We start from the raw sequence: 12,662 nt of genomic DNA, 5'->3' as shown, positions 1-12,662 counted from the left end.
CTCTCTGTTCCGGTGACCTATTCTTCAATGGCAAACGGCGATATTGATGTTTTTCTTGGCAACTGGATGCCCACCATGGAAGGTGACATTGCCAAATACCGTGAAGCAGGCACGGTAGAAACCGTTCGTGCCAATCTAGAAGGGGCGAAGTACACGCTTGCTGTGCCTAAATATGTTTACGATGCTGGCGTAACAAGCTTTGCTGATCTGGTAAAACACGCCGACAAATTCAAAGGTCGTATCTACGGTATCGAACCGGGTAACGATGGAAACCGACTCATTCAGTCAATGATCGACTCAGATGCCTTTGGTCTAAAAGACTTCAGCCTGGTTGAATCAAGCGAAGCAGGCATGGTGTCTCAAGTAACTCGTGCGGTGCGTCGTAATCAATGGATTGCCTACCTTGGTTGGGCACCACACCCAATGAACAGCAACGTTGACATGGAATATCTTTCAGGCGGCGATGACTATTTCGGTGCGAATTACGGCGGCGCAAATGTCTACACCAATGTTCGCGCAAACTACCTGTCAGAATGTAAAAACGTCGGCCAACTCCTGCAAAACCTCGAGTTTTCATTAGAAATGGAAAATGCGTTGATGGAAGCGATTTTGAACCAAGATATTCAACCAGAAAAAGCCGCTCAACAGTGGTTAATCAGCAACCCTGAGCAAGTAGAAGCTTGGCTAGAAAACGTAACGACTCAACAAGGTGAAGCCGCTACGAAAGCCGTAGCTGCATACCTAAAACAAGTGAAAGCGTAATCACTGTTTCGAGCAATCGATGGGCTTCGGTCCATCGATTGTTCGCAGACACAAGTAACACAACTCAATGCAACAAATCACAGAAATAAATAATTAAAGGCAATGACGTGAATTTTATTACGGAAAACAAAATCCCTTTTGGTCAATGGATGGAAACAGGTGTCGACTGGTTAACCATCAATGCGGCCGGATTTTTTGACGCGATTTCAATCTTCTTAGAGACGGTCATCCTATTTTTGGTCGATGTATTCAAATGGATGCCCCCTGCTCTGCCAATCGTAATAACCGCCGCTCTTGCTTGGTTTTTACACCGTAAACCGTCGCTGGTTATCTTTGTTGTTGCTGCGTTATTGACCATTCTCAACCTAGGTTACTGGCAAGAAATGCTGGAAACCTTCGTACTCGTGTTTGCAGCGACGTCTATTTCCGTGTTGATCGGTGTCCCTGTTGGCATCATGGCAGCGCATAGACCTTGGCTTTATACCGCACTGAGGCCCATTCTCGACTTGATGCAGACGGTGCCTACGTTCGTCTACCTTATCCCTACCTTGGTTTTATTTGGTCTGGGTATCGTACCGGGGCTCATTTCGACCATTATTTTCGCCATTGCCGCGCCTATTCGCCTGACTTACCTAGGTATCATCAAAGTCCCAGAAGAACTGATTGAAGCAGGCAAGGCATTCGGCGCAAGTAAAATGAAGCTTCTGATGAAAGTAGAACTGCCTGCCGCGTTACCCAGCATTATGGCGGGGGTAACTCAGTGCATCATGTTGTCCTTGTCAATGGTGGTGATAGCAGCACTGGTAGGTGCGGATGGATTAGGAAAGCCGGTTGTGCGAGCACTCAATACCGTGAACATTTCACAAGGTTTTGAAGCCGGACTGGCGATTGTGCTTGTCGCAATGATTCTTGACCGCCTATGTAAAACACCCAACCAAAAGGATGCCTAATCATGGACATGAATGTTGCAGATGCGATCACCATTAAAAATCTAGACGTTGTGTTTGGTGACAAAACAGCAAAAGCGCTCGAACTATTGGACGATGGGAAAACACGCCAAGAAATCATTGATGAAACCGGCCAAGTGGTAGGGGTCGACAATGTATCCCTCTCAGTCAAAGAAGGCGAGATCTGTGTTTTGATGGGGTTATCTGGCTCTGGGAAATCAAGCCTACTGCGCGCGGTTAACGGCTTAAACGACGTCAGCCGTGGCACTCTCGACATCAAAGACGGAAACCATCAGGTGGATGTTGCCCAGTGTGACGAATCAACCCTGCGCCATCTGCGTACTCACCGTGTTTCAATGGTGTTTCAAAAGTTTGCGTTGATGCCCTGGCTGTCAGTTTTGGATAACGTGGCGTTTGGCCTTGAGATGCAAGGTGTGGCGAAATCTGAACGTCGCGCTAAAGCCAGAGAACAAATAGAAATGGTGGGCCTTTCTGAATGGGAAACGAAATACCCACATGAACTTTCTGGCGGTATGCAGCAACGTGTTGGTCTTGCTCGCGCTTTCGCGATGGATACCGACATACTGCTCATGGATGAACCTTTTTCGGCGCTTGATCCCTTGATTCGAGCGCAACTGCAAGATGAGCTGTTACTGCTGCAAAGTAAACTCAATAAAACGATTCTCTTTGTCAGCCACGATCTCGATGAAGCGCTTAAAATTGGTAATAACATCGCAATCATGGAATCAGGTAAGCTCATTCAACACGGCAAACCGGAAGAGATCGTCCTAGCGCCAAAAACAGAATACGTGAAAGACTTTGTGGCACATACCAACCCGTTGAATGTCTTAAAAGGTCGCTCATTAATGCAGCCTTTAGAATCGCTAAAGCAAGATAACGAACGCTGGCAAATCTGCGAGACCAAAGATGTCTGGATCAAACACCATCAAGGTGAAGTGGCTATTCACGGTGAATCAGAGGTGAGCTTGGTCAACGGGCAAGATTCTGAGGATGATTTAAGCAATATTGATGCGACAACGGTTGTGATGGCTAGCCCAGACATTAGTATGCGTGATGCAATCAAACTGAAACAGTTAAGCAATTACCCAATTCTGTTGGTCGAAAAGAACCAGTTGGTTGGCATTCTGGATGATAACGCTTTTTACAACGCACTCATCGGTAATTTGCAAACCAAGTCTGCCGCGTAAATCACCAGAATGAGCATCAATCTGAATGTGAAAGGCGTGAGATTCCCCTTTCACATTAGAAAAGATTGAGAATGGTGCGAACATCAGTACAATGCGAAAAATAGAGAAGTAATTCTTCCATTTCAACACTGCATTTAGATACTGCATTTAGACAAAGGTCCGTCACTTGGAAAAACATGATGAAATTCTCGTCGCTATCCGCCAAATCATTCGTGCGATCGACTTACATTCAAAAAAATTGAGCAAAGAGTACGGATTAACCGGGCCTCAACTCATTTTGATGCGTGCTATCCAAGAAATGCATAACGTGACCATCAAAGAATTGTCGAATCACACCAATGTTAGCCAAGCAACGACAACCACGATCATCGATCGATTAGAGCTCAACGGCTATGTACAACGTGTCCGTAGCGAATCAGATCGTCGTAAAGTACATGCTAACCTAACCGAAAAAGGCGAAGAGTTACTCAGTAAAGCGCCAAAGCCCCTGCAAGATAGCTTCGTCAATAAATTCCAAAATATGGAAGCGTGGGAGCAGAGCCTATTGTTATCGTCAATGCAGCGTGTCTCTTCAATGATGAATGCAGAAGATATCGACGCCGCACCTGTTTTACAGCTGGAAAGCATTTCAAAGCCTAGTGCCTAACCTTATTAGCGAGCACCGATGGATTTAACGCCATTAATGAGCATTAATGTTCAGCACGAATAAAATAATCACGGGCAAAGGCAACGTGAACAAGAGAATAGAACAATGAACAACGAACTTGATGTAATCGATAACCTTGAAGAACTCGAAAAATTCCTGATTTCAGTAGAAAATGGTGGATTAGGTTTACAAGGTGTTTCTGGTGTCGGGATGGCAACCAACAACAGTGACGGTCGCCATTTTGTTGCGGTATTTGATGGCAACCAAAAACTGCTTTTGGCTCGTTGGATTACTCAAGAAGTCTTCGAGACAGGTAAGGACCTGGTTCGCAATGGGCCCAAGAAGTAATCAATGACTGACTTTTAAAGTCAGTCATTTGTCTATTCCAAACCGTATATTAGGACTCACACCCAGAGACAAGCAGGGTTATTTCCTTTTTAGACCACACCTGAATAACGTGAATGTCAAAAAGACATCGCCTCACATCCTAGTGATGAATACGAGGCGATGTTAAGACTCAATAGCACTCTATTTCATCAACGAAATGAGCGACCTTTAAGCGGTAATCGAATTTGCTTGAGGGTGTTTGCGACTCTTGGCTTACTCACCTCAGAGCGCTTGATGGATTCAAACAAAGCAGGATCGAATGCTCCAGGCTGTTTAAGGTCGTGGCACAAGTTGTCGATCAGTGATTTGTCTACGCCCCACATCGTGAACAGGTGAACATAGTGCCGCTGTTGTGTATCTTGGCCACCAAAACTCATGCTCTCTTTGGCAAGCGAGTAACGGAAAATAATCTCCTCATTGGGCTGGCAGAATATCAACGAAAGGGATAAAGGGGTTCTTTGCAGCCACAAATCCTTCGGCAAGTCAGCATCTTTGCCACGCCAATATTCAGCGACCAAAGATAACTGCTCATAGGTATATTGCGCCATTTTCTGTGCTTGCATCGCAAGATCGATCTGTTTCTGATAGCTGTTACGCGCAAAGTACTCCCAAAGTATTAGCGGAGAAAGTCCGTTTCGCGAACCGGCAAATGTGGTGTCGGGTGAGCCAATGTATTCTGGGTTATCGGGAGGGGATACCATGAATTTTTGTTTCGTCATATAAACACCGGTGGGCCACGGTGCACCCGGCCACTTATGTCCACTCGTCACAATAGAGTTAATCATCGGGTTACTAAAATCGAAGTTAGGTCCGGTATCGTTCCCCTGATCGGCAAAGAAACGTTGGTACTCTGGACAATCTTTCGCCATCTTTATAAAAGGGAGATAGCTTGCGCCAAGCGCGCCATCCACATGCACCCAATAGCCGCTTCGCATCTCATAATCGCTCTTTGGATCTTGTGGATCGATGGGCACCTTTCTTTGCCATAAACCATTCTCTTTTAAGATAGGCGCCAAACGAGACGTTATATGGTCAACATCATCATAGGCCCCTTTGAAGGTTGTCCCGCAGTTTAAAACCAATAAAATAGGGTGCCCTTTTTCAGCAAAAAATCTGAAATATGCGACCAGCTTTTCCACGTCGATAGCGCCAGAGCCAGCTGGAAGCTCAGCAGTAGGTTGTTCTGACTCAACCTCACTAGGCCAAGGCTTACCTAGAGTAACAGGGTTCTCCTTTGGATAAAGTCGGTTACCGAGCGCCCCAAACGTGTCGATTTTTTCAACCGCCATCGCCTTTACAATAGAGTAATGGGTGTCTTGTGAAAAAAAAGCCACAGGCGTGTAAGCATTGGCTTTTGCACGCGGTGTACAAGGGTAGTGAGCGTAAACTTCGTTATTGACCAAGGTGGCACCACTCACCGTTTCAGATTTTATCTCCTCTTCTAGTAACATCACACCGCTTAAATAGTCACGAGCATTAAGCATGGCATACAAGTTACCTTCTGTGCTTCCCATGGTGAGAACATAGCCCCAATAACTGTCAGGATCACCGGGGTGAAATTGGTCGTTTTTATCAATATACGGCCCTTGTGAAGGCCAACTTGCAGACCACAAACAAGCAAAATAATCCAGCACTGATCGCTCTACACATTTTGAGTTAATTGTGTAGTTTCCATTGACGAAAGGGTCACCCACATTATTTAGGCTCGCGTCAAGAAACGGAGAGAGCCGCTTTTGGTAGTTAATGTTTTCTTCGGTTTGATAGCCAAGAAAGTGCTGCTTTTGAACATCCACATAAGCAAGTAACTGGCTATACACTTGATCTTGCTCCGTCACCGTTTGTCCTATGGGTGGCAGTTCAACATCAAAGCTATCGACAGCCTGTTCGGTGTAATGAAAATCATAATTTCTTTCAGCATAAACCTTCGTTGGATCGGCGGAGGGGGGTGACACTTTCCCAAGCGCGAACTCGGGTACTTGCTCTATCCATGGCTTGCGCCCAGGGCCGTATTTTATCCTTGTCTGATCACTCATTGTGTTGCTCCAAGTTTTTAAGATTGATTTATTCGGAACAAGTAGCGCGAGTTTTTTCGCTACTTAGCCAACCACGAAAAATTCGTGTATCGCTAACTATAGGCACATTATTGAGTATGAGTTCAGTTACTTATCAATAAATTAAAAAATATCATATTAACTTCAACATGATGATCCTTATATTTTGAGTGCTTAGTTGCAAAAATAAACACATTACAAATATTGATAGTTTGCCATTCAACAACTAAAGTCTAGTGTCAGCTTAGTTGCATATTGGTCCATTTAGAAAGCAAAAAAGCTGCCATGGCTAGGTGATAGACTGATCGAATACTTCATGGACTGATTGTTCGGTGACATGAAATAAAAATAAAAGATCGGCGTCATCATAATATCGCTCTAACTATGTTCGAATATAGTGAGGTATAAGATGAAATTAGGCTTTAAATCAAGAATTTACTTCGGTGTCGGGGCGCTTGTCGCTGCGTCACTCATCGTGCTGGGAACACTGAATATACTGGCTATGCGCGACAACATGGTTGAAGGTTTGGTGGAAAAAACATCGGATAAACTCAGTTTCCATGTTTCAGAACTGGAACAGATGATGCAGTTCAAAACTCGGTCGATTAAGAATGGGGCTAAAAGCTTTAATCGTCAACTTAGCAGTGAAGACAATCAACGTTTAGTTGAACTTCTGGCTCAGAGTTCATCGCTCTCTAACGTTATCATGACCTATGAAGACGGCCGGGCATTTATGTCCTTAGAAGGCGAAAAGTATGATTTTCGTCAGCGTGATTGGTATCAAAATGCAAAAAACGCTCGTGACGTAATGATTACTGGTGTGTATCAAGATCAAGTCACCCAGCAAAAAGTAGTGAGTGTCACGACACCCGTTATCCAAGACGGGCAATTTATTGGTGTTCTTCTTGGGGATGTACAGCTAGGAGATGTGGTAAGCGCCGTCAGTAACATGCGTTTTGCGGGTGGTGCGGCAACGTTGACCGACAACAAAGCGGTCTTTTTTGCCAGTGATGACCCGAATGATATAGGAAAAACCCCCTCACAAATTAGCCCCAATTTCACAGACATGGAGCGCGCTTTTTTCTCTCAGCAATCGGGAAATCTTAGCTTTCCTTACCTTGGTATTCAATTTGATGGCTACTTTGAGCGCGTCAACCTTAGTCCTGATATGTATTGGACTCTAATGGTATTTGTGGACAAGGAAAGCGCACTGACTACCGTGTACGACGCTATGTATAAGTCACTGATGACTGGTGCCTTACTGCTGCTTGTCAGTTTCGGGGCTATTTTTATCATTTTACAATACGCGTATCGTCCGCTAATCAAATTAAAAAGAGCGGTGTTGGATCTCTCAAATGGGACTGGCGATCTGACCCAGCGACTCAAAATAGAAGGCGAAGACGATTTGGCTCAGATAAGCCAGGGCTTTAATCGATTTGTAGAGAATCTACAAGAAATGATGCTACAGATATCACAAGCAAGTCAAAATATCTCAGTCAGCGCCAAGCAGCTAGGGGCAACAGCGCGAGAAAACAAAGGAATGCTCGTGACTCACTCTAGTGAAACAGAACAAGTGGTGACGGCCATTACTGAAATGAGTGAAAGCGCCAGAACGGTTGCCGAGAATGTCAATCAATCGAATCGTATTACAGAAGAGGCAAGCAAAGAAGCAGAATCATCGTTGCTTATTGTTAACAATGCAGTCAGTACCGTCAGTGCATTGGTGACAGAAGTGGAGGATATGTCCAACAGCATTCTTCGTATGAATCAAGACGCGAATAAAATCAGTAATGTGCTCAATGTCATCGGTGAAATCTCTGAACAAACTAACTTACTGGCACTCAATGCCGCGATTGAAGCAGCGCGTGCAGGTGAACAAGGGCGCGGTTTCGCGGTAGTGGCTGATGAGGTTCGGGCGCTTGCAGGCCGAACACAAAATAGCACAATGGAAATTTCAGAAATGCTAAGTCAGTTGCTGGGCGGGACAGAAAGTGTTGTTAAAGCGATGGATTCGACCAAAAGACAATGCCAAGAAACCGCCGACAAGACGGGCGAAGTGTCGGAAAGTTTGACCGTGATGAGCACATCAGTCAAAGAAATCGACGATGTAAGCACTCAGATTGCAGCAGCGACAGAAGAGCAAAGTACCGTTGCTGAAGAGCTAAGTCGCAATATGCTCTCTATCCGCGATATTGTAGAGTCCCTAGTCAACAGCGGGCAACAAACCGTGCAAGCGACAGAGTTACTCAATGATACGAATGATGATCTAAAACGTCAGGTTGCCAACTTTAAATTGAGTTAGTGCGATGGGTATTAGTGTAGTGGGCAATAGTTAGAAAGTGGCTAAAGCCCATCATACTGCACCGTTGGTCTCTTCAGTTTCTACCGTAAAACATTATCTTCTAACTAAAAAATGGCCTAGCTAACAACTAGGCCAATTTTAACTAAAATTAATACCTTAGGGATCGATGGGAGTATCAACTGCCATAGGTTCCACGTCTACATACCATCAAATAGCGTGCTCCAGCCGCCCAATTTTTCTGTCACCCATTTTTCTGTCACCCAATGGCAATTTAGGGAATTGAACTTATGAGGTAGCTAAATTATGCCTCGAGCAACGCCAACTCTTCGCCCCTCTTCCATTTCCCACTGAACCCCATACTTATCTAGCCAATAGAAAAATGAAATCGGGAATCCATTCAGCTTCTCAGGGTGATACTCTTCAGAAGTATCAATCATTGTGATTCCCTCTTGAGTCTTTAAGTAGTTGAACACTGCTGTGCAGTTAGAAACTTCAAGGGCAATATGTCTAGGCCCGCCGAGATCGTAGGTTTTTGGCTGAGGGGGTACCTCTGACTTTCCTTCAGGTCTTTGGTAGTGCATCAGTTCAAGATAAACGGAGGCGTATGGGTGCTTAAGAAACAAGACATCAACCTTAACGTCTTGATTCGCTAAGCCTGCATCTTGATTAAACTCATTCATTTCGACATTTCGATAGTCCATTTTTTCACCCTGAGCATCTAAAGCTCGCTCAAACCCTAGTACTCTATGATAGTAATCAGCGGCCTTATCGACATCTTCGACAATTATATTAATGTGAGACAAGCCAAGCACAAAACTACTGATGTCTCTTTGGGCAAGACGCTTCATTATTTCAGGTTTCACATTAGGGGTAATCTCTACAGCATACTTAGCTTCTTTACCTGAAGTTAAGTCTTCATTACAGACTAAATAATTTTTAGTTTCATGCTTGTGTGTATCACTTTTCCCCGGTTCAATCTGAACCTTCCAATGCTTGATTGCGAACCAGTCAGGGTTGATAACATAAGCCGCGGCTACTAAATCAAATGGAATAAATCCTTGTTTGGAGCCAAATATGAACGCCCACTCTAGCGCCCACACTCGAGAATGTTTTTCTAGATAGTCGGCTAATGAACTTCCACGCTTCATCTCTTTAAGTTCATGAAAGTTGATCCAAAGATCATCACATATTTCAAACGGAATAAATGTTACTTTAATATCGCTATTAAGCACCACCTTAAACGCAGCTTCATCAACTTCGAAATTTAAGTCCTTAAATGGCCGGGGTTGACGTTGACTCACTATGAAGTGTTGTTCTTTGTTCCTTCGCCCTGCTACGCACACTACTTCTTGAATATTCTTGACTTGATCAGGAAAATGCTCGACCAGCAATGCAATATTGGTTAATGCTCCGATCGCCAGTATGGTAAGAGGCCCTTGTTTCAATTCTTCAGCTAGATCCCGTACAGAATCGGGAATATCTATACCCTGCGACTCAGAAAAAAATACAGAGCTACCCTTGGACACTCTTAGACTTGTCGGGCCAAATAAGGAAGTAAATTGAGTCGCAATTTTAGTAGAAATCTCAATATCATTAGTATTCCCTAATGTTGAGCTCAAACCAACGATATCTATTTCCTGACTTCTAAACAAAAGGCCAAGCGCATACCCGTCGTCAACATCGCAGGGGGAAAACCCGTTAACGTGACCGATCGTAATATCGGTATCTACCCAAACGCGTTTTTGAGGTTGCCTAAAGAACTCACTAGTTTCTAAGCTGCGCATAATATTTTCCTTTATTGGCTAAGAAATGAAACAGTGTCATGAACGGTATTGGTTAGAGGCTCTCTATTTCAAAACTATCGCTATGCATAACGATATTTCTGCCTGCTTCTTTCCCAGCGTATAACTGTTGATCAGCTAGCGTTAGTGCTTTTTTAAGGTTCAAATCTAACTGATTAAGCGTGATATTGTTGAGTGTTGATACAATAGGAATCGCGCCGATAGATACAGTAACGACATGATGAGGCAAATTATTCTTATGAGGAATAGACAATTCCAATACAGCAATTCGCAACGCGTCAATTTTGTGTATTAAGCTTGTTTTGTTATTGCTCGATAATATATAAACAAACTCTTCTCCTCCGAGACGGCAACCTAAGTCATGCGGCTCAAGAATGTCATTCATGGCGCTAGCCACGGCAGTCAAGGCATTGTCACCTTCTGTATGACCATAAGAATCGTTGAAGCGCTTAAAATTGTCGATATCGCATATAACGACATAAACTAAGTTTCCCTTGAGCAAGGCATGTTGAACTATCTTAGCAGCGTGTTTTTGATATTTATATCGTGAGCCGATCCCCGTAAGAGGGTCGGTTTCTGTCTGGTTATGAAGAATACGCAATTGGTTTTTAATCTTGGTGATCAAACTCGAGTAAGAACGCGCAAGATCACCAATTTCGTCTGCTCTTTGTATTTCTGGAATCTGTGATTGGTCGATTTTTTCAATATCTTGCTTCATTGAAGTGGAAAGATCTTTTAGCGGGCTGACTAACCAATATGTAACAATATAAATAAGAACAAACGATATAAACAACGCTATGAACGCTTCATTTAAAATATTAGCTAGCAGTTTACTTTTTATGTCTTTTAAGTCCGTTGCGTCAAGCACCGCCCAGAGATACCCACCGTTTATGTTTCTTAGAGTTATTTGAATATGAAGTAAGTCTGAATCAACATCTAGGAAATAACCGACCTCTTGCATTTTTTCTGGGATCTGAGGGATGGGTTGAGATTGTAAATTAATGCTCTCAGTAATAACGTCAAGATCAACTTTAACTTTATTGATCAGATGGTTAAGCTTTTTTATATGAACCGTATTGTCAGCGGGTGTATCTAATAGATTACGTTGTAATTGGTTTAACTTTCCCGACAGTTTTTTTGCATCATCGGTGGAAACATCGAGCCGCCATCCTTTGCTTTTCTCTATTGAATATCTCACTTCAACCTGACGGTTCAAATAGTCACTCGTACCCGAAACACCAACAAACTTCAATTTAGGGATTGCTTTTAGGTTATCCAACGTTGATTGCATGAGAAGGTTGGCATAATTTCTACCGGCAACCGAACCAGAAAAAAAAGTGTTATACGCCTCAAGCTGGCTAGCCGACACATCTGCAAGGTACTCAACTTTGTTTATCCAATCGTTTTGGTAACGAGAATAAGACATACCAAAAATGATAGATAGAACAAGAGTAAGATGCGAAATAAACAGCATCTGGTTTATAGTCAACCAGCCAAACAGTCTATTACTCAAGGTATTAGTCTTTGTTATCTGTGTAAGGGCTTAATACCGGTTCGGCACATGTGCCATTGATACAGATATCTTTGTATGTTGTATGGCAGTTTTCACAGAAACTAGGCTGTAAAGATGGGTGCATTGAGGTGATATCTTTACCTTCTCTATCATAACTTCCATATAATGCCAAACCATCTATATGTTCGGTGACCCAGACAATTCCCTGCACCTCAGATACCGCCACAACCGTAGGTCCATCAGTGTATGGCCCATGTGTTTGGTATTGTTCCAACTTTTCAGGGTTGACTCTAATCGTAAGAGGCGAGCCTTGTCCATTGTTTATCCATGCATAAGCTCGAACAGATTCTTGTATGAACAAAGAGGTATCAGGTGGCAAAACAGTATCAGCAGGTAAGTTTACCGACTCTTTAACAATAGGCCATTGATCCCACCCCTCAGGGAAACTTGCATCTGACTCAGCATAAACCAAGTTGGTTGTTGTAAATAAGGCCAAAGCACCAGCAAAAACGGCAACTAGGCGTATAAAAGCTTGCATGTTATTCCTTAAGAGTTAACGACCACGTTCAGTTCATGGCTATAAAAGGCATAGACTGAATAGTGATTTCCTTTTCTGTTTACATTCAAACGCACGATATAGCACAGGTGTAGTTAAAATGTTGAAGTTTAGCATTATATTGATTACCACTGAAAATAACATGCAGCCACATCAATAGATGTTAAGTATGTTATCTATATCACCTCTCTTGAATCAGCAATAAGTACAAGTTTTGGGCAAGGGAAACCAGACATAATAATACAGCGACTCGTAGATCTACTCATATGCGGTTCGTCTAATACGCTGTTATTACTTAGACTATAAAGGAAGCTTTTTGAAGATAGGCAAACTTTGGTGCGATCGTAGTCATAAAAAAATCCCCAGTACAACGTACTAGAGAGCTTTATACTAGAAACAATGCTGAAGATAAATAAACGAACGCGATGGGTCAGTTGATAACTCAGGGTTATCCATTTCTGTAAGTAAGATAGGAAGAGCGGGTCAGC

The 12,662-nt window shown here is 43.2% G+C and carries 10 protein-coding genes; 6 read left to right on the top strand and 4 right to left on the bottom strand.

Going from position 1 to position 12,662, the window contains the following annotated elements; translation table 11 throughout:
- The 5 genes from choX to ACP45E_RS03365 all read left to right on the top strand — a co-directional run.
- The coding region (gene choX / locus ACP45E_RS03385) for a choline ABC transporter substrate-binding protein (protein WP_069584694.1) at window positions 1–762 on the top strand (762 nt) is incomplete at its 5' end.
- Window positions 763–869: 107 nt separating this feature from the next.
- Window positions 870–1,712: a choline ABC transporter permease subunit gene (gene choW / locus ACP45E_RS03380; protein WP_017036452.1), complete on the top strand. Its 843-nt coding sequence runs from the start codon at window positions 870–872 to the stop codon at window positions 1,710–1,712.
- Window positions 1,713–1,714: 2 nt separating this feature from the next.
- Complete coding sequence (gene choV, locus ACP45E_RS03375) at window positions 1,715–2,917, top strand: choline ABC transporter ATP-binding protein (protein ID WP_017037487.1); 1,203 nt, start codon at window positions 1,715–1,717, stop codon at window positions 2,915–2,917.
- A gap of 166 nt (window positions 2,918–3,083) precedes the next feature.
- Window positions 3,084–3,563: a MarR family winged helix-turn-helix transcriptional regulator gene (locus ACP45E_RS03370; protein ID WP_017036454.1), complete on the top strand. Its 480-nt coding sequence runs from the start codon at window positions 3,084–3,086 to the stop codon at window positions 3,561–3,563.
- 105 nt (window positions 3,564–3,668) lie between these two features.
- A complete protein-coding gene (locus ACP45E_RS03365) occupies window positions 3,669–3,911 on the top strand; it encodes a hypothetical protein (RefSeq protein WP_017037488.1) in 243 nt (80 codons plus the stop codon).
- Between the two features lie 188 nt (window positions 3,912–4,099).
- On the opposite strand, the gene ACP45E_RS03360 is transcribed toward ACP45E_RS03365, so the two are convergent.
- Window positions 4,100–5,983 carry a glutamate decarboxylase gene (locus ACP45E_RS03360; RefSeq protein ID WP_017037489.1) on the bottom strand — a complete coding sequence of 628 codons (1,884 nt, stop codon included), beginning with the start codon at window positions 5,981–5,983 and terminating at the stop codon, window positions 4,100–4,102.
- A gap of 427 nt (window positions 5,984–6,410) precedes the next feature.
- On the opposite strand from ACP45E_RS03360, the gene ACP45E_RS03355 reads away from it, so the two are divergent.
- Entirely contained in the window at window positions 6,411–8,303 is a 1,893-nt protein-coding gene (locus ACP45E_RS03355) for a methyl-accepting chemotaxis protein (protein ID WP_017037490.1), read from the top strand.
- A gap of 296 nt (window positions 8,304–8,599) precedes the next feature.
- Here ACP45E_RS03355 and ACP45E_RS03350 read toward each other — a convergent pair whose 3' ends face one another.
- From ACP45E_RS03350 to ACP45E_RS03340, 3 genes are read right to left on the bottom strand one after another with little or no spacing between them, the layout of a single operon-like run.
- Entirely contained in the window at window positions 8,600–10,087 is a 1,488-nt protein-coding gene (locus tag ACP45E_RS03350) for a nucleoside hydrolase (RefSeq protein WP_017037491.1), read from the bottom strand.
- A gap of 52 nt (window positions 10,088–10,139) precedes the next feature.
- Window positions 10,140–11,618, bottom strand: a complete 1,479-nt coding sequence (locus ACP45E_RS03345; RefSeq protein WP_241790489.1) for a sensor domain-containing diguanylate cyclase — start codon at window positions 11,616–11,618, stop codon at window positions 10,140–10,142.
- Window positions 11,619–11,622: 4 nt separating this feature from the next.
- Window positions 11,623–12,156, bottom strand: a complete 534-nt coding sequence (locus ACP45E_RS03340) for a hypothetical protein (RefSeq protein ID WP_017036460.1) — start codon at window positions 12,154–12,156, stop codon at window positions 11,623–11,625.
- Window positions 12,157–12,662: the final 506 nt, after the last annotated feature.

It is taken from the genome of Vibrio genomosp. F10 str. 9ZD137 (genome assembly GCF_049974785.1).
Lineage (GTDB): Bacteria > Pseudomonadota > Gammaproteobacteria > Enterobacterales > Vibrionaceae > Vibrio.
Note: the sequence above shows the minus strand (reverse complement) of the source record. Positions and strands in the feature narration are given on the sequence as shown.